Consider the following 17551-nt stretch of genomic DNA (forward strand, 5'->3'; position numbering starts at 1 on the left):
GACCACACGGCGAGCCCACCGGGCCGCATCCCCCGCGGGATGCGGCCCGGATGCGTGTGTGCCCGGACCCGGGTGGGCTCGGCCCGGGCGGGTCCGCGGTGTTCGCGGGCGGTGTCTGTAGGCGGTGTTCGCAGGCGGTGTTTGTACGCTCTGGGTGTGATCATCGGTGTGGGTATCGACGTGGCGGACATCGCGCGGTTCGGGCAGTCGCTGGAACGGACCCCGGGATTGGCCGATCGGCTCTTCACCGAGGGCGAGCGCTGGGTGCGCCCCGGACAGGAACGCGGCGTCGCGTCGCTGGCCGCCCGGTTCGCCGCCAAGGAGGCACTGGCCAAGGCGCTCGGCGCGCCCGGCGGGCTGCACTGGTGCGATGCCGAGGTGACCACCGGGGAATCCGGCCGGCCACTGCTCGCGGTCCGTGGCACCGTGGCCGCCCGGGCCGCCGAACTGGGCGTGCGGCACTGGCATGTGTCGCTCAGCCACGACGCGGGCATTGCTTCCGCTGTCGTGATCGCCGAGGGCTGAGGGGGCGTCCGCATGCGGGCAGCGCACGAAGTCGGACAGGTACGGGCCGCGGAGGCCGCGCTGCTGGCCACGCTGCCCGAGGGCACGCTGATGCGGCGCGCCGCGGCGGGACTGGCGAACACGTGCGTACGGGTGCTCGGCCGGGTGTACGGCGCGCGGGTCGCACTGCTGGTGGGCAGCGGCGACAACGGCGGGGACACCCTGTACGCGGGCGGCCTGCTGGCCCGACGCGGGGCGCGGGTGGATGCGCTGCTGCTCGCGCCGGAGCGGGCGCACCCGGGCGGCCTGGCCGCGGCGCGGCGGGCCGGGGTGCGGGTGTGGGACGCCCGCGAGCCGGCCCGGTCCGATCTGATCGACCTGCTCGGACGGGCCGACCTGGTGCTGGACGGGATCGTCGGGATCGGCGGCCGCGGTGCGTTGCGCCCGCCCGCGCCCGAACTGCTCGCGCACGTACGGGATGCGATCGTGGTCGCCGTCGACGTGCCCAGCGGGGTGGACGCGGACACCGGGCGGGTCGAGGGCGCCGCGGTGCGCGCCGAGGTGACGGTCACGTTCGGCACCTACAAGCCCGGCCTGCTGGTCGACCCCGGCGCGGGACACGCCGGGGTGCGGCACCTGGTCGACATCGGGCTCGACCCGCACCTGCCGGACCCGCGGCTGACCGTCCTGCAACACGCGGACGTGGCCCGACTGTTGCCCGAGCCCTCGGCCGAGAGCGACAAGTACTCCCGCGGGGTGCTCGGCGTGGTCGCCGGCTCGCCCAGATATCCCGGCGCGGCGGTGCTCGTGGTCGGCGCGGCCGTGCGCGGCGGCGTGGGCGCGGTCCGCTGCGCCGGCCCCGCGGACGTGCTGGGCCCGGTGCTCGCGGCCTGGCCGGAGACGCTGGCCACCACCGCGGCGCCCGCCGACGCGGGCCGGGTGCAGGCGTGGGTGGTGGGTCCGGGACTGGACACCGATCCGGACGCCGAGGCGCGCCTGACGAACGTGCTGCGCTCGCAGGTGCCCGTGCTGGTGGACGCGGACGGGCTGACCCTGCTGGCTCGGACGAAGCCCGGCACCTGGTCGGCCCCCGCCCTGCTGACCCCGCACGCGGGCGAGGCGGTGCGCCTGTTCGCCGCCGCCGGCATCGAGACGACCCGCGAGCGGATCGAGGCCGAGCGGCTGGAACACGCACGTCGACTCGCCGCGCTGCACGACTGCGTGGTGCTGCTCAAGGGCACCACGACGGTGGTCGCCGCGCCCGACGGCCGGGCCCGGATCAATCCCACCGGCACGCCGTGGCTGGCCACCGCGGGTAGCGGCGACGTGCTCTCCGGCCTGGCCGGCGCGCTGCTCGCGGCGGGCCTGGATGCGCTGGACGCGGGTTCGGTGGCCGCCTATCTGCACGGCCTGGCCGCCCGTGCGCTGCCCGGCCCGGTGACCGCTCCGGACCTGATCAGGGCGCTGCCCACGGTGTGGGCGGACGTCACAGGCACGTGACAGGGAACGCCGGCCCGGCACGGGCCTGCCACACTGGGACTCTCGAACTCCGGGACGCCCGGTCCCGGATCCGTCCGGGACCACGGTCCGGACTCTCGTCGCTGACCGTCGTCGGAAGGACCACCAGCCACATGCGTGCCGAGGCGCGGATCGATCTCGATGCGATTCGGGGCAACATCGCGGCCGTGCGCGCGCGAGTGGGCTCGGCGGCGGTGATGACGGTGGTCAAATCGGACGCCTACGGGCACGGCATGGTCCCGTGCGCGCGAGCGGCCCGCGAGGCCGGCGCCACGTGGTTGGGCACGGCGGTGGTCGAGGAGGCACTCGGCCTGCGCGCGGCGGGCGACACCGGCCGGGTGCTCACCTGGCTGTGGGCCCCCGGGGACAGGTTCGAGGACGCGGTGCGCGCGGACGTGGACATCTCGGTGAGCGGGCTCTGGGCGATGCGCGAGGTGGTGGAGGCCGCCCGCGCCGCCGGCCGCACCGCGCGCGTGCACCTCAAGGCCGACACCGGCCTGGGACGCAACGGCTGCACGCCCGCCGACTGGCCGGCCCTGGTGGACGCCGGGCTCAAGGCGCAGGCCGACGGCTCCGTCGAGGTGGTCGGCCTGTGGTCGCACTTCGCCTGCGCGGACGAGCCCGGGCACCCGTCGGTCCCGGCCCAGCTGGCCGAGTTCACCGCGATGCTGGCCCACGCCGAGGGCTGCGGGGTCACCCCCGAGGTGCGGCACATGGCCAACTCGCCCGCGACCCTGCTGCTGCCGCAGGCGTACTTCGACCTGGTCCGGGTGGGTCTGGTCAGCTACGGCCTCTCGCCCGTGCCGCAGGTCGGCGGCCCCGCCGACTTCGGACTGCGCCCCGCGATGACGCTGGCGGCCAGCCTGGCCGGGGTCAAGCGGGTGCCCGCCGGACACGGCGTGTCCTACGGGCACTCGTGGGTCGCGCAGCGGGACACCACCCTCGCCCTGGTGCCGACCGGTTACGCGGACGGCATCCCCAGGAACGCGAGCAACGTCGGCCCGGTCCTGGTGGCCGGTCGCCGACGCACCATCGCGGGCCGGGTCGCGATGGACCAGTTCGTGGTCGACCTCGGTGACGACGACGCCGCCGCGGGCGACGAGGCGATCCTGTTCGGCCCGGGCGACCGGGGCGAGCCCACCGCCGAGGACTGGGCGCGGGCGATCGACACGATCAGCTACGAGATCGTCACCCGGATCGGCGCGCGGGTGCCTCGCGTCTACAGCGGAACGGCCGGCAGCGGAACGGCCGGCACCGGGGCGGTCGCGCCGTGACCACCCCCGTGCCGAGCGGCTCCGGCGGCGGGCGGGCGCTGGGCCGCCGGGCCGGCATCCTGGGCGCCGCGGTCGGCGTACTCGCGGCCGGTGCCGCCGCGGGCGTGGCGATCGAGCGGATGACCGTCGGGCGGGCGTTCCGCCGGCGCACCGAGGCCCAGTTGGACGCGCTGGCCGAGTTCGGCACGCTGCGCGGCGAGTCGCGTGTGGTCACCACCGGCGACGGCGTCGAGTTGTACGCCGAAGTGGACGGCAGACTCGACGCCGCGGTGACCGTGGTGCTGTGCCACGGCTACTGCCTGGACATGGACTGCTGGCACTACCAGCGGGCCGAACTGCGCGAGGAATACCGGCTGGTCCTGTACGACCAGCGCAGCCACGGGCGGTCCGGCCGCGGCGCGCCGGAGACCTCGACGATCGACCACCTCGGCGCGGACCTGTACACGGTGCTGACCGAACTGGCGCCCGAGGGGCCGCTGGTGCTGCTCGGCCACTCGATGGGCGGGATGACCATCATGGCGTTGGCCGATCAACATCCGGAACTGTTCGGGGACCGGGTGATCGGCGTCGCGCTGATGAACACCTCGGCGGGCCGCTGGGCGACCGTGACGCTGGGCATCCCGGCGGCCGGCGCCCGGCTGGTGCACCGCGTCGCGCCGGGATTGTTGCGCACGCTCGGCCGCCGGGCCGCACTGGTGGAGGCGGGCCGGCGGGCCGCCCGGGATCTGGTCTACCTGTTCACCGAGCGGTACGCGTTCGACTCCGAGGTGGACGCGACCCTGGTGCGTTTCACCGATCGCATGATCTCCGGCACCCCGATCGACGTGATCGCCGAGTTCTTCCCGGCCTTCGAGACGCACGACAAGCTGGCCGCGCTGCCCGCGCTGGCGGATGTGCCGACGCTCGTGGTGGCCGGCGAGGGGGACCTGATCGCGCCGGCCTCGCACAGCGAGGCGATCAAGGAGGCGCTGCCGGACGCCGAGTTGCTGGTCGTGCCGCAGTCGGGACACCTGACCCCGCTGGAGCACCCGGAGGTGGTGAACGCGGCGCTGCGCGAGCTTCTCGCGCGCGCCGTGCGGGCACCGAAGCGGCGGGCCGGGCGATCCCGTGGGCACACGTGCGACGAATCGTCCGCATAGGTCGGAATCGACGGAGAGCGGGATCCTGATGGACAGTGATCCCGAGCGGTGATCCCGAGTCGCGACCCCGAGCACGATCGGGGCCGGCTCGGGGACGGCGGACCCGAGGCGGTTCGGGCCCGCGAGTTCGGTCTGGTGGGAGTGCTGAAGTGGTGCGAAGTGTGACGGTGACGGTCGGCGGCGGTGCGGACACGCGCGCGCTCGGCACACGCCTGGCGAAGCTGCTGCGGGCCGGCGACCTGATCGTGTTGTCCGGCGGGCTCGGCGCGGGCAAGACGACGCTGACCCAGGGCATCGGGGTCGGCCTCGGCGTGCGCGGCGCGGTGACCTCGCCGACGTTCGTGATCGCCCGGGTACACCCGTCCGAGGTCGGCGGGCCGGCCCTGGTGCACGCGGACGCCTACCGGCTCGGCGGGTCGGCCGACGTCACCGCCGAGATCGACGGCCTGGACCTGGACGCCTCGATGGAGGAGTCGGTGACCGTGGTCGAGTGGGGCGAGGGCATGGTCGAGGAACTGACCGAGGACCGCCTGGAGATCGCCATCGCGCGCGATCAGGCCGGCGTGGACGCGCTCGCGGGGAGCCCGACCGACTTCGCCGGCGACGAGGTGCGCACGATCGTGGTGACCGGGGTCGGTACCCGCTGGGCGAGCGCCGATCTGGACGCGCTGACCGGCTGATCCGCCGAGCCCCCGACCTGCCGACCGGTTTCCGGGGGGCGACGGATCACGGGCCGGGTGCCGCCGGCGACTCGGGTGCGGTCGGGACATCGGGCGAGTTCGGGGCCCGGCTGGGCGGGCGGCTGGTCGCTGCGCCGCCGGAGCCGGTCGGCCCGGCCGAGCCGGCCGGCGGACGGGTGCCGGTCGCCGGGGGTGTGGTCGGCGGTGCGGTGGTGCCGGTGTCGCCGCCGGCCGGCGGGCCGCTGCTCGCGGTGGCCGGGGCGCTGGGCGTGGCGCCGGAGGTGTCCGGCGGCACCAGGCTGGTGTCCGCGCCGCCGAGGCCGCCCGAGGTGTCCTCCGGGAACTCGGCGACCGGATGCCCGGCGAGCGCGGCCCGCATGTAGGTCGTCCACATCCGGGTCGGCAGGTTGCCGCCGTCCACCCGGGCCAGCCCGGCCACCCCGGACATGGACAGGAACGCGTGTGTGTTCGCGTCCTCTCGGAACATCCCCATCGAGGTGGCCAGGTCCGGGGTGTACCCGACGAACCACGCCGAGCGGTTGTCGTCGGTGGTGCCGGTCTTGCCCGCCGCCGGGCGGTTCAGCGCCTGTGCGCGAGAACCGGTGCCACCGTCCACGACGCCGCGCAGGACCTGGGTGACGGCGTTCGCCTGCCGGTCGTCGTAGGCGTCCTGCACGTCGTGCTCGGGCAGGTCGATCGAGTCGCCGGACCGGGTCAGTTTGTCCACCGGATAGGCGTCGCGCTGCTTGCCCTCGGCCGCGAAGGTGGCGTACGCCGAGGCCATGTCCAGCGCACTGGGGGTGGAGGTGCCCAACGAGACCGAGGGCACCGGTCGCAGGCCCGGCGTGCTCGCGGGCAGTCCCGCGTCCACCGCGGCCCGCACCACCCGGTCGGGGCCGACGTCCATGCCGAGTTGGGTGTAGACGGTGTTCACCGACCTGTCCATCGCCCGGGCCAGGGTGATCTGCCCGTAGCTGACGCCGTCCTCGTTGCCGGGTTGCCACGGCACGCCGTCCTCGAGCACGGGCCTGCCGTTCGGGTAGCGGATCACCACGTTGTCGTTGCCGTTGTACATCGTGCGCGAGCTGATCCGGTCGCGTCTGCCGTCGCCGTCCTGCACCCCGTCGCGCAGCCCCGCCGCGAGCACGAACGGCTTGAACGTGGAGCCGACCTGCACGTCGCGGCGGGTGGCGTCGTTGACGAACTGCCTGACGTAGTTCGGGCCGCCGTAGACCGCGACGATCCGCCCGGTACCCGGCTCCACGGACGCGGCGGCGACCCGCACGCCGACGTCGGCCGAACGCTCGGCCGGGTCCAGCGACTGGGCGAGCTGGTCCTGCACGGTCCGGTACAGCGCCTCGGTCCTGCCCTTGTCGAACGTGGTGGTGATCGCATAGCCGCCCGCGTCGAGGCGGTCCTCGTCGACCACCTTGTGGTCGAGCAGATAGCGCTTGGCCATCTCCACCAGGTAGCCGTTGACGCCGGCCAGGTTGGCCGCCGGGCGCGGGTCGACGGGTTCGGGGAAGACCATGCCGGCGCGTTGTTCGGGAGCGAGCCACTTCTCCTTGACCATGCCGTCCAGCACGTAGTTCCAGCGCGCGAGCACCCGCCGGCGGCCCGCCTCGGTGCTGTCGCGCACGTCGTTGGCACTGGGCGCGTTCAGCAGCACCGCGAGGTAGGCGCCCTGCTCGACGGTGAGTTGCCCGACGTCGATGCCGTAGTACGCCTGTGCGGCGGCCTCGATCCCGTACGTGCCGCGGCCGAAGTACACGCTGTTGAGATAGCCGGCGAGAATGTCGTCCTTGGAGACGGTGCGATCGAGCTTGACCGAGATGATCGCCTCCTTGAACTTGCGCGCCAGTGTCTGTTCCTGGGTGAGGTATACGTTCTTGACGTACTGCTGGGTGATCGTCGAGCCGCCCTGGAGCCCGCCCCCGCCGCCCGCCGCGTTGCGCAGCAGGGCACGCACGGTGCCGGTGATCGAGACACCGGAGTTGGAGTAGAACGAACGGTCCTCGGCGGCCAGCACCGCGTGCTGCACGTCGATCGGGATCGCGGACAGCGGCACGGTCTGCCGGTTGGTGGCACCGGTGCGGGTGATCTCGGTGCCGTCGCTCCAGTACCAGACGTTGCTCTGTTGCCGGGCCTGGGCGTTGACGGCGTGCGGGACCGGGGTGACCGCGTAGACCAGACCGACGGCGGCGAACAGGCCGGAGAGCACCAGCAGGACGAAGGTGAGCAGGTGCTTGAACGAGGGCAGCCAGCGCCGGAGTCCCTGCCGATTGCTGCGCGGATAGTCGAACAGCCTGCGCCGGGGAGCCGGCCCCTGGACGTCGCCGGGACTGCTCGGGCCGGAGGAGTCGTGCGCCACGCCGCCACCATTTCCTCGGTGCCATTGCCCTGACGGGCCCCTGTCCGGTCAGTCGCGTGTGCCCCGTGGGGCGGTGTGACCGGAGGGATCATCGTCCCGATGATATGGGGGCAATACGTGGAAACGGTTGCAGGGTGGGGCAACGGTGGGCGTGGCGTGGCATAACGGACAGAGTGCGGGTCAGGGCACCACGATGACCGGCGTGCCGACCGGGGCGAAGGCCCACAGGGCGGCGCCGTCCTCCGTGTTGGAGCGGACGCCCGCGCTCTGCTTGGCGGGCGGTGCGGAGGTCCGCGGGCGGGCGGTGCCGCTGGGGGAGGGGGTGGACTTGTTGCCGGTGTCGATCTTGTCCAGCGGGGTGTCGGTGGCCGCGAAACCCAGCGGGATGCCCTGTACCGCCCCGAAGCGCACGGAGTGGGTGATCCGCAGGCCGTCGCTGCCGGGCTGCGCCTCCTCCTTCTTCAGGGTCACCTGGTACGAGCCCGGTTGCGGCTTGACCGGCGCGTTCACGACCCGGTACTCGCGCAGCACGCGCTCGGCCTCGTCGACCAGCCAGACGTGGCTGTCCTTGAGCGAGTAGACGACCCGCTTGCCGGTGCCGGAGTTGGCGGGCACGGGCGGCGGGACGTAGACCGGGGGAGCGGGTGCGCCGGACACGGCGGACGGCGTCGGCGTGCTCGTGCGCGCTATCCCCCGGTTTTCCGGTGCCGAGTTCGCGGCCTGTGCCGCGAGGAATCCGACGCCGACCAGCGCGGCGATGGTGATGCCCGCGACGGCCACGCCCGGGTTGAGCCGCTTCGCCATTGCCTTGGGTCCCTCTTCCGCCGTGTGGTGGCCTCCATGGTGCCGGCAGGTGCCGCCCGCGCGTCGGAGCCGGGTCCATTTTTCGTTCGCCGCCGGGGCCGACGCTCACCGCGGACGCGGAAGGGCGGTTGCCCGGTGCGGGAGTTGTGCCCTTTTGGGCGGGCGCGGTCGGTCGTGGTCGGAGGGCCGGGTGTGGTCGGTAGCCTGGTGCGGTGCTGCTGCTTGCCTTCGACACCGCGACCCCGGCCGTTACGGTCGCCCTCCACGACGATTCCGGCGTACTCGCCGACTCCACCCGGGTCGACGCACGTCGCCAGGGCGAACTGCTCGCGCCCGGCATCGTCGACGTGCTGCGGGCGGCGGGTCGAACCCGCGCCGAGCTCACCGACATCGCGGTCGGGGTGGGCCCCGGGCCGTACACGGGCCTGCGGGTGGGCATCGTGACCGCGCTCGCGCTGGGCGACGCGCTCGGCATCCCCGTGCACGGCGTGTGCACCCTGGACGCGCTCGCGTACGCGGCGGGTCGGGACGGCACGGTCACCGGGCCGTTCGTGGCGGCGACCGACGCGCGGCGCAAGGAGGTCTACTGGGCGCGGTACGACGCGGCGGGTGCGCGCGTGGCGGGCCCGGCGGTGGATCGGGCGGGGGACCTGGGCGAGGAGGTCCGGGGGCTGCCGGCGGTGGGTGCGGGTGCCGCGTTGTACGCCTCGGCGTTCGGTGACGTGCGGTTGCCGGAGCACCCGGATGCGGCGGCGCTGGCGGCGTTCGCCGTGGAACGGCTGGTGGGGGGTGGCGAGTTGCTTGCTCCCGAGCCGTTGTATCTGCGTCGACCCGATGCGCAGGTTCCCGTGGGGTACAAGGTTGTTACGCCCGCTGGGCCGGGGGGACGGGGCTAGCGGGCGGGCTGGTTCGCCTCATGCGCCGGTGGGGCTGGGTTCGCCTCATGCGCCGGCGAGGCTGAGTGGCCTCAAACGCCGGCCGGGCTGATTTGGCCTCAAGCGCCGGCCGGGCTACTTCGCCTCAAGCGCCGGCGAGGCTGGGTGGCCTCAAGCGCCGGCCGGGCTGGTTCGCCTCAAGCGCCGGCGAGGCTGGGTGGCCTCAAGTGCCGGCCGGGCTGGTTCGCCTCAAGCGCCGGCGAGGCTGGGTGGCCTCAAGTGCCGGCCGGGCTGGTTCGCCTCAAGCGCCGGCGGGGCTGAGTGGCCTCAAGTGCCGGCCGGGCTTCTTGGCCTCATGCGCCGGCCGGGCTGCTTCGCCTCAAGCGCCGGCGGGGCTGATTTGGCCTCATGCGCCGGCCGGGCTGGGTTCGCCTCGAGCGCCGGCGAGGCTGGGTGGCCTCAAGCGTCGGTTGGGTTGGGTTGTCGGGTTCGGGTTTTGGTTGGGGTGGGTGGGGTTGAGGGTTTGATGGGGTGGGGTTGGATGCGGTGAGGGCTTGGTTGGGCTGTCGATAGACTTCGGGCATGGAGACCGGGCCTCGGCTGCGGCGGATGCGGTGGTGGGACATCGAGGACGTCATGCGACTCGAGCATGAGCTGTTCGTCGAGGATGCGTGGTCGGCCGGGATGTTCTGGTCCGAGTTGTCCGAGCCCGAGTTGCGCTATTACGTGGTCGCCGAGGACGACGCCGGGGGGCTGGCCGGGTATGCCGGGCTCGCGGTGATCGGGGACGAGGGCGACGTGCAGACGATCGGGGTGCGCCGCGATCGGTGGGGGAAGGGCCTGGGCGCGGTCCTGTTGACCGAGCTGCTCGATCTGGCGGTCGAACGCGGCTGTCGGGACGTACTGCTGGAGGTGCGCGTGGACAACTCCCGCGCACAGGCGCTCTATGAGCGCTTCGGATTCAAGGGGATCGGCGTGCGGCGGGGCTACTACCAGCCCGCCAACGTGGATGCGCTGGTGATGCGCTGCGATCTCCGGGAACGTCGGGAAGGAACGGCCACCGGTGGCTGACGAACCACTCGTCCTGGGCATCGAGACCTCGTGCGACGAGACGGGCATCGGCATCGTGCGCGGCACCACGCTGCTCGCCGACGCGGTTGCCTCCAGCGTCGACGAACACGCCAGGTTCGGCGGTGTCGTACCCGAGGTGGCCAGTCGTGCGCACCTGGAGGCGATGGTGCCGACGGTGCGTCGGGCACTCGCCGACGCCGGCGTCACGATGCACGACATCGACGCGATCGCGGTGACCTCGGGTCCCGGCCTGGCGGGTGCGCTGCTGGTCGGCGTCGCGGCGGCGAAGGGCTACGCGGTCGCGCTGGACAAGCCGCTGTACGGCGTCAACCACCTGGCCTCGCACGTGTGCGTCGACCAGCTGGAGCACGGCAAGCTGCCCGAGCCGTGCATGGCGCTGTTGGTCTCCGGGGGGCACTCCTCGCTTCTTCTGGTCCCGGACATCACCGCCGACGTGCGGCCGCTCGGGTCGACCATCGACGACGCGGCCGGCGAGGCGTTCGACAAGGTCGCGCGCGTGCTCGGGCTCGGTTTCCCGGGCGGACCGGTGATCGACCGGTGGGCGCGTGAGGGCGACCGCTCGGCGATCGCGTTCCCGCGCGGGCTGACCGGGCCGCGGGACGCACCCTTCGACTTCTCCTTCTCCGGCCTCAAGACCTCGGTCGCGCGCTGGGTCGAGGCCCGGCAGCGGGCCGGCGAGACGGTGCCGGTGGCGGACGTCGCGGCCTCCTTCCAGGAGGCGGTCGTGGACGTGCTGACCCGCAAGGCGATCCGGGCCTGCAAGGAGAACGGCGTCGAGCACCTGATGATGGGCGGCGGCGTCTCCGCCAACTCCCGCCTGCGCGCGCTGGCGCAGGAGCGCTGCGACGCGGCCGGGATCGTCCTGCGGGTGCCGCGACCGGGCCTGTGCACCGACAACGGCGCGATGGTCGCCGCGCTCGGCGCCGAGATGGTCGCCCGGGACCGGGCGCCATCCACGTTGTCCATCCCGGCCGACTCCTCGATGCCGGTCACGGTGTCGCAGGCACTTTCGTAGCGGCGCCGCCGCACACGAGACGTCCGAGCGAACGGAAGAGAGCGGATGGCGATCGCGGCGATGTGGGAGGCCAGGACCGAGGTCGGTCGGGGGGCGGCGCTGGCCGAGTGGGTGCATGCGTCGGCCCTGCCGGCCGTGGTCGGCGCGCCGGGTCTGGAACGGGTCGAGGTATTCGCCGCCACGGACGAACAGGGCGGCGATCGGGTGGTGGTGATCGCGCTGTGGACCGGTTCGCCGGTGCCGCTGCCCGACCCGCCGGCCGCCCTGGTTGCCCGACCGCCGCACGAGTGGAGCTTCGAACGGCTCAGCGTCGGCCCGTGACCGGCGGAGTCGGTCAGGGGCCGGCACCGGCTCCGGGCGCGCTCTGGGTCCGCGCAACACTCGACCCGCATCCGACGAGGAGGCCATTCGCAAGCCGGACGCGGGTCGAGTGCCTTGGCTGATGGCTGCGTGCCGCCGCACGTGCCATTGGCCTTGCCGGGAGTGTGCCCAGCTCATCGGCTGCTCAACAGTCCTTCGACAGTCCCTTGGACAGGGCTTGTCCGGACCGTGACAGGCCGCCGCGGCGCGTAGCGTGGGCCGGATCCGACCAGGCGAGCGAAAGGCCCCGGCGACAGTGGTGCATCGAACGGTACAAAAGCGGCGGCGTGCGGCCCTCGCCCCGATCGGGGTCGGCGTGGCCGGCCTGCTGCTGGTCGCACTGACCGGCTGCGGCGGCTCCGACGACACCGCGTCGGTCAAGGCGAGCGGGCGACCCTCCGACGGCGCGGTCACCGGCCCGGGCCCCGCCAAGCCCACCCCCGCCGCGAAGCCGGACACCCCGGGCGCCGACTCGGCCGTGCTCGCCGCCAAGTGGAATCTGAAGCCGTTCGCGCCGCCGCCCGCACCGCCCGCGGTCAAGCCGATCAAGGCCGGCGGGGCCAAGCCGCCGGTGGTGGAGAAGATTCCCACCCAGGAGAAGATCGTGTTCATCACGATCGACGACGGGGCCGAGAAGGCCCCCGAGTTCCTGGACATGATGCGGGACCTGCGGATCCCGGTGTCGATGTTCCTCAACGACACCTACGTGCGGCAGGACCCGGAATACTTCCGCAAGCTCCAGGCACTGGGTGCCACGGTGCAGAACCACACGCTGTCCCACCCCGACCTCAAGACCCTGAGCGCGGACGCGCAGAAGCATCAGATCTGCGGACAGCAGGACCGGCTCGCCGAGATCTACGGCAAGCGTCCGACGTTGTTCCGCCCGCCCTACGGCAACTGGAACGCGACCACGCAGACGGTGGCCGGCGGCTGCGGCGGAATCGACGCCATCGTGAAGTGGCAGGAGTCGATGCAGATCAACGACATGCAGTACGTCGGGGAGAAGAAGCTGCACCCGGGCGACATCATCCTGGCCCACTTCCGCGGGCCGAGTGAACTCAAGGGCACCACGATGACCGAGATGTTCGGCAACATGCTGCGCAAGATCCAGGCCCAGGGCTACACGATCGCGCGCCTGGAGGACTACATCGGCTAGCCAGGCTTTGTCCGGCGGTCCCGGCGGTCCCGGCGGTCCCGGCGGTCCCGGCGGTCCCGGCGGTCCCGGCGGTCCCGGCGGTCCCGGCGGGGCCGCGGGACGGGCGGAAAGCCGCCCGCCTACCCCGTCGACACCGGTTGCCCGATCAGCATCGTGGGCGCGCCCGCCACCCGGGTCAGCAGCACCGTGGCCGCGTTCGGGCCGGTCGGCCTGACCCGGCGGCGGACCTCCTCCGGCTCGACCGCCGAGCCGCGCTTCTTGACCGTGAGGTTGCCGACCCCGCGCTCGCGCAACAGCGCCTTGAGCCGTTTCAGGTTGAACGGCAGCACGTCGGTGATCTCGTACACGCTCGCGAACTCCGTGCCCACCAGCCGGTCCGAGGTCAGGTAGGCGATCGTCTCGTCCACCAGGTTGCCGTCCACCAACTCGCCGACCTCGGACACCAGGTGCGCCCGGATCACCGCACCGTCCGGCTCGTAGAGGTAACGGCGGATCGGGCCCACCGGCGCCGGGCGGGCCCGGCCCGAGGTCAGCGCCGCGCCGCCGGGTAGCACGGTGGCGCGCAGGGCGGTGTGCGCGAGCCGGCCCCACCACAGCACCGCCTCCTTGACGTCGCCGCGATCGGAGACCCACTCGGCCTCCATGCCCGCGGGCACGATCTCGTGCGGGATGCCCGGCGCGACCTTGGCCGCGCCGCAGGGCACCCGGGCGGCGAGGGTGGTCAGGAACGAGAACGGCGGCGCATAGGCCTCCGGGTCGAAGGTGCGTCCGCGCGCGGTGCGCCGGGCCGGGTCGATCAGGGCCGCGTCGTAGCCGTCGAGGTCCACCTCGGTCACGTCCGCGCACTCGACCGTGAGCAGCCGGGCCAGGCCCAGCGCCTCGGCGTTGGCCCGGGCCACCGCGCAGGTCAGCGGGTCCAGGTCGACCGCGTGTACGGCGATGCCGGCGCGGGCCAGCGCGAGCGCGTCGCCGCCGATGCCGCAGCACAGGTCCACGGCCCGGGCGATGCCGCCGGCCGCGACCAGCCGGGCGGCCCGGTGCTCGGCCACCGAGGTACGGGTGGACTGTTCCAGCCCGTTGGGGGTGAAGTACATCCGCGCCGCGTCCGCGCCGAACTTGGCCCGCCCGCGCTGCCGCAGCCGGGACTGGGTGAGCGCCGCGGCCACCAGCTCGGGCGGGTGTTCCCGACGCAGCCGGGTGGCCAGCGACAACTCGTCGCCGACCGCGTGGTCGGCGAGCAGGTCCAGCAGCGAACGGCCCTCGTCGGTGAGCAGCGCGGTGAAAGCTTCGGTGTGCACGCGGTCATTCTCGCCGAGCGCGTCGGCCCGCCGATTCGACGGCCACCGGTATGAACAATGCGATCCGACGCGCTGAATCTGGCACTCTGGTTGACGGAGTGCTAACCGCCACCTAGTGTCTGTGCTGGCACTCTCCCCATGAGTGTGCCAGTGCGATACGAGCAGGTCCGGCACCCGCGACGACGGATCTGTCCCATCGCCGACAGACATTTTTCCGTGAGATCTCCGAAGGGGGAGGTCGCATCGTGACGACCGCCAACACCAAGGTTGCCATCAAGCCGCTCGAGGACCGCATCGTGGTTCAGACGCTTGAGGCCGAGCAGACCACCGCGTCGGGTCTCGTGATCCCGGACACCGCCAAGGAGAAGCCCCAGGAGGGCGTCGTCCTGGCCGTGGGCCCGGGTCGTTTCGAGGACGGTCAGCGTCTGCCGCTCGACGTGAGCGTCGGTGACACCGTGCTGTACAGCAAGTACGGCGGCACCGAGGTGAAGTACAACGGCGAGGAATACCTCGTTCTCTCGGCCCGCGACGTGCTCGCGATCATCGAGAAGTGACATCGCGCTGACGCGCCGGAACCGGTGACGGTTCGACGACCCCGCCCCGGATCGCCCTGCCCTCGCGGCCGGTGGACCCGGGGCGGAGTCGGTTGTACGACGTCGACTAGCAACCTTTAAGGACGAAGACCCTCATGGCGAAGATCCTCCAGTTCGACGAGAAGGCCCGACGGTCGCTGGAGCGCGGCGTCAACGCGCTGGCCGACACCGTCAAGGTCACGCTCGGCCCGAAGGGCCGCAACGTCGTGATCGACAAGAAGTTCGGTGCCCCGACCATCACCAACGACGGCGTGACGATCGCCCGTGAGGTGGAGCTCGAGGACCCGTACGAGAACCTCGGCGCGCAGCTGGCCAAGGAAGTCGCGACCAAGACCAACGACATCGCGGGTGACGGCACCACCACCGCGACGGTGCTCGCCCAGGCGCTGGTGCGCGAGGGTCTGCGCAACGTGGCCGCCGGTGCGGCCCCGATGGACCTGAAGAAGGGCATCGACCTCGCCGTCGCCGCGGTGTCCGAGCAGCTGCTCAAGACCGCCCGCGCGATCGACGGCAAGGACGACATCGCCGCCGTCGCCGCGCTCTCGGCGCAGGACAAGCAGATCGGCGAGCTGATCGCCGAGGCCATGGACAAGGTCGGCAAGGACGGTGTGATCACCGTCGAGGAGTCCCAGACCATGGGTCTGGAGCTGGAGTTCGCCGAGGGCCTCCAGTTCGACAAGGGCTACCTGTCGCCGTACATGGTCACCGACCAGGAGCGTATGGAGGCCGTCCTCGACGACCCGTACATCCTGATCCACCAGGGCAAGATCTCGGCCATCGCCGAGCTGCTCCCGCTGCTCGAGAAGATCATCCAGGCCGGCGCGTCCAAGCCGCTGCTGATCGTCGCCGAGGACGTCGACGGCGAGGCGCTGTCGACCCTGGTCGTGAACAAGATCCGCGGCACGTTCAACGCCGTCGCGGTCAAGGCCCCGGGCTTCGGCGACCGCCGCAAGGCGATGCTGGAGGACATGGCGATCCTGACCGGCGGTCAGGTCATCGCCCCCGAGGTCGGCCTCAAGCTCGACCAGGTCGGCCTGGAGGTGCTGGGCAGCGCCCGTCGCATCACCATCACCAAGGACGCGACCACCCTGGTGGACGGCGCCGGCGACGCCGCCGCGATCGCCGACCGGGTCAAGCAGATCAAGCGCGAGATCGACGACACCGACTCCGACTGGGACCGCGAGAAGCTCCAGGAGCGCCTCGCGAAGCTGGCCGGCGGCGTGTGCGTGATCCGCGTGGGCGCGGCCACCGAGGTCGAGCTCAAGGAGAAGAAGCACCGTCTCGAGGACGCGGTCTCCGCGACCCGCGCGGCCATCGAGGAGGGCATCGTCGCCGGCGGCGGCACCGCCCTGGTGCACGCCGTCTCCGTGCTCGCCGACAACCTCGGCCAGACCGGCGACATCGCGACCGGCGTCTCGGTCGTGCGCCGCGCCGCGGTCGAGCCGCTGCGCTGGATCGCCGAGAACGCGGGCCTCGAGGGCTACGTGATCGTCAACAAGGTGCAGGAGCTCGGCGTCGGGCACGGCTTCAACGCCGCCACCGGCGAGTACGGCAACCTGGTCGACTCGGGCGTCATCGACCCGGTCAAGGTGACCCGTTCCGCGCTGCAGAACGCCGCGTCGATCGCGTCGCTGCTGCTCACGACCGAGACCCTGGTCGTCGAGAAGCCGGCCGAGGAGGAGCCCGCCGCGCACAGCCACGGCGGCCACGGCCACTCGCACTAGTTTCACCCGCGACACCCCCGACGGGCCCGACCGCTTTCCAGCGGTCGGGCCCGTCGGCCTTTCCGGTGCCGGCCCGATCTGCGAGAGTGCCCGGAGCCGTTGACTGACGGTCCGTCAGAAGCCTGGTCGGGCGACTGTCGTCGAGCACCGTCGGTCGAGCACCATCGAAGGAGAAGCATGGGTACCTACGCGATCACCGGCGCGGCCTCGGGTCTGGGCGCCGCCACCAAGGCCCGGCTGGAGGCGGACGGTCACCGGGTGATCGGCGTCGACCTGCACGACGCCGACGTCGAGGTGGACCTGAGCACCGCCGAGGGCCGCACCGAGGCGATCACGAAGGTCACCGAGCTGTCCGGCGGCGTGCTCGACGGCTTCGTGCCGTTCGCCGGGCTGGCGGCGGCCACCGGGCGCTCGGGCGGCCTGCTGATTGCGGTGAACTACTTCGGCGCGATCGCCCTCCTGGAGGGGCTGCGCCCGCTGCTGGCGGCCGGGACGAACGCGTCCGTCGTGCTGATCAGCTCCAACTCCACGACGGCCCAGCCGAACTGGCCGGTCGAGGTGGCCGAGTTGTGTCTGGCGGGCGACGAGGCGGGCGCGGCGAAGGCCACCGAGGCGTTCGGCGAACTCGCCGCGCTTCAGGCCTACCCGGCGAGCAAGGCCGCGCTCGCGTGGTACGCGCGGACCAGGTGCGCCGAGTACATCGCGGACGGCATCCGGCTGAACGCCATCGCGCCGGGCCTGATCGAGACCCCGATGACGGCCGAGGGGCGCAAGGACCCGCTGACCGCCGAGGGCATGGAGATGTTCCTGAGCACGATCCCGGCCGGCCGGGGCGGCCGACCCGAGGAGATCGCCGCGCTGGTGGCGTTCCTGCTCGGCGGCGAGTCGACGTTCTTCGTCGGCTCGGTGGTCTTCTGCGACGGCGGCACCGACGCGGCGTTCCGGGGCAAGGACTGGCCGAAGGTGTGGGAGATGGACATGTCCGCGTTCGGGTAGCCGACCGGCCGACCGCACCCGGTGACACGTGCGTGACGAAGCTCGGCGGGCGGCCCCCCCCGGGGGGGGGCGCCCGCCGCGGGTGGTGGGGTTGGGGGGGGAGTTTTAGGGTTGACAGCCGCCGCGGGGCGCGGCGGGGCCCCGCGGGGCGG

The 17551-nt window shown here is 72.7% G+C and carries 16 protein-coding genes; 13 read left to right on the top strand and 3 right to left on the bottom strand.

Going from position 1 to position 17551, the window contains the following annotated elements:
- Positions 1–156 precede the first annotated feature (156 nt).
- From ACIBM5_RS28280 to tsaE, 5 genes are all read left to right on the top strand, one after another.
- On the top strand, positions 157–525 hold the full coding sequence (locus ACIBM5_RS28280; protein WP_391585379.1) for a holo-ACP synthase: 369 nt from the start codon (positions 157–159) through the stop codon (positions 523–525).
- Positions 526–537: 12 nt separating this feature from the next.
- Positions 538–2004, top strand: a complete 1467-nt coding sequence (locus ACIBM5_RS28285; RefSeq protein ID WP_396009343.1) for an NAD(P)H-hydrate dehydratase — start codon at positions 538–540, stop codon at positions 2002–2004.
- A 131-nt stretch (positions 2005–2135) separates the two neighbouring features.
- Positions 2136–3296: an alanine racemase gene (alr, locus tag ACIBM5_RS28290; RefSeq protein WP_396009345.1), complete on the top strand. Its 1161-nt coding sequence runs from the start codon at positions 2136–2138 to the stop codon at positions 3294–3296.
- Positions 3293–4435: an alpha/beta fold hydrolase gene (locus ACIBM5_RS28295; RefSeq protein ID WP_396009346.1), complete on the top strand. Its 1143-nt coding sequence runs from the start codon at positions 3293–3295 to the stop codon at positions 4433–4435. Before alr ends, ACIBM5_RS28295 begins: the two co-directional genes overlap by 4 nt.
- A 161-nt stretch (positions 4436–4596) precedes the next feature.
- The gene (tsaE, locus tag ACIBM5_RS28300) at positions 4597–5115 is read left to right on the top strand and encodes a tRNA (adenosine(37)-N6)-threonylcarbamoyltransferase complex ATPase subunit type 1 TsaE (RefSeq protein WP_396009347.1); all 519 of its coding nucleotides are present in this window, start codon (positions 4597–4599) and stop codon (positions 5113–5115) included.
- Positions 5116–5161: 46 nt separating this feature from the next.
- On the opposite strand, the gene ACIBM5_RS28305 is transcribed toward tsaE, so the two are convergent.
- Positions 5162–7486, bottom strand: a complete 2325-nt coding sequence (locus ACIBM5_RS28305; protein ID WP_396009348.1) for a transglycosylase domain-containing protein — start codon at positions 7484–7486, stop codon at positions 5162–5164.
- A 180-nt stretch (positions 7487–7666) separates the two neighbouring features.
- The gene (locus tag ACIBM5_RS28310) at positions 7667–8290 is read right to left on the bottom strand and encodes a L,D-transpeptidase (RefSeq protein ID WP_396009349.1); all 624 of its coding nucleotides are present in this window, start codon (positions 8288–8290) and stop codon (positions 7667–7669) included.
- Positions 8291–8502: 212 nt separating this feature from the next.
- Here ACIBM5_RS28310 and tsaB point away from each other — a divergent pair, with 212 nt between their 5' ends.
- The 5 genes from tsaB (at position 8503) to ACIBM5_RS28335 (ending at position 12788) form a co-directional block, all read left to right on the top strand.
- Positions 8503–9186: a tRNA (adenosine(37)-N6)-threonylcarbamoyltransferase complex dimerization subunit type 1 TsaB gene (tsaB, locus tag ACIBM5_RS28315; protein WP_391585372.1), complete on the top strand. Its 684-nt coding sequence runs from the start codon at positions 8503–8505 to the stop codon at positions 9184–9186.
- 561 nt (positions 9187–9747) lie between these two features.
- Positions 9748–10236, top strand: coding sequence for a ribosomal protein S18-alanine N-acetyltransferase (gene rimI / locus ACIBM5_RS28320; RefSeq protein ID WP_391585371.1), 489 nt, complete (start codon positions 9748–9750; stop codon positions 10234–10236).
- Positions 10229–11272: a tRNA (adenosine(37)-N6)-threonylcarbamoyltransferase complex transferase subunit TsaD gene (gene tsaD / locus ACIBM5_RS28325; protein WP_391585370.1), complete on the top strand. Its 1044-nt coding sequence runs from the start codon at positions 10229–10231 to the stop codon at positions 11270–11272. The genes rimI and tsaD overlap by 8 nt, the downstream gene beginning before the upstream one ends.
- Before the next feature lie 45 nt (positions 11273–11317).
- Entirely contained in the window at positions 11318–11593 is a 276-nt protein-coding gene (locus ACIBM5_RS28330; protein ID WP_396009350.1) for a hypothetical protein, read from the top strand.
- Between the two features lie 295 nt (positions 11594–11888).
- Positions 11889–12788 carry a polysaccharide deacetylase family protein gene (locus tag ACIBM5_RS28335; RefSeq protein WP_396009351.1) on the top strand — a complete coding sequence of 300 codons (900 nt, stop codon included), beginning with the start codon at positions 11889–11891 and terminating at the stop codon, positions 12786–12788.
- 119 nt (positions 12789–12907) lie between these two features.
- Here ACIBM5_RS28335 and ACIBM5_RS28340 read toward each other — a convergent pair whose 3' ends face one another.
- A complete protein-coding gene (locus ACIBM5_RS28340) occupies positions 12908–14086 on the bottom strand; it encodes a methyltransferase domain-containing protein (RefSeq protein WP_396009352.1) in 1179 nt (392 codons plus the stop codon).
- A gap of 245 nt (positions 14087–14331) precedes the next feature.
- Between ACIBM5_RS28340 and groES the strand changes: the two genes are divergently transcribed.
- The 3 genes from groES to ACIBM5_RS28355 all read left to right on the top strand — a co-directional run bounded on the left by groES (position 14332) and on the right by ACIBM5_RS28355 (position 17399).
- Positions 14332–14640: a co-chaperone GroES gene (gene groES / locus ACIBM5_RS28345; protein ID WP_161359282.1), complete on the top strand. Its 309-nt coding sequence runs from the start codon at positions 14332–14334 to the stop codon at positions 14638–14640.
- Positions 14641–14774: 134 nt separating this feature from the next.
- A complete protein-coding gene (gene groL, locus ACIBM5_RS28350) occupies positions 14775–16403 on the top strand; it encodes a chaperonin GroEL (RefSeq protein ID WP_391585366.1) in 1629 nt (542 codons plus the stop codon).
- 177 nt (positions 16404–16580) lie between these two features.
- Positions 16581–17399: an SDR family oxidoreductase gene (locus tag ACIBM5_RS28355; protein ID WP_396009353.1), complete on the top strand. Its 819-nt coding sequence runs from the start codon at positions 16581–16583 to the stop codon at positions 17397–17399.
- Positions 17400–17551: the final 152 nt, after the last annotated feature.

The sequence above is a fragment of the Embleya sp. NPDC050493 genome, from assembly GCF_044458105.1.
Classification (GTDB): Bacteria; Actinomycetota; Actinomycetes; order Streptomycetales; family Streptomycetaceae; genus Embleya.

Excerpts from the sequence above, each read along its gene's own strand:
- ACIBM5_RS28285 (WP_396009343.1), top strand. The coding sequence starts at position 538 with ATGCGGGCAGCGCACGAAGTCGGACAGGTACGGGCCGCGGAGGCCGCG.
- rimI (WP_391585371.1), top strand. The coding sequence starts at position 9,748 with ATGGAGACCGGGCCTCGGCTGCGGCGGATGCGGTGGTGGGACATCGAG.
- alr (WP_396009345.1), top strand. The coding sequence starts at position 2,136 with ATGCGTGCCGAGGCGCGGATCGATCTCGATGCGATTCGGGGCAACATC.
- groL (WP_391585366.1), top strand. The coding sequence starts at position 14,775 with ATGGCGAAGATCCTCCAGTTCGACGAGAAGGCCCGACGGTCGCTGGAG.
- ACIBM5_RS28355 (WP_396009353.1), top strand. The coding sequence starts at position 16,581 with ATGGGTACCTACGCGATCACCGGCGCGGCCTCGGGTCTGGGCGCCGCC.
- ACIBM5_RS28330 (WP_396009350.1), top strand. The coding sequence starts at position 11,318 with ATGGCGATCGCGGCGATGTGGGAGGCCAGGACCGAGGTCGGTCGGGGG.
- ACIBM5_RS28310 (WP_396009349.1), bottom strand. The coding sequence starts at position 8,290 with ATGGCGAAGCGGCTCAACCCGGGCGTGGCCGTCGCGGGCATCACCATC.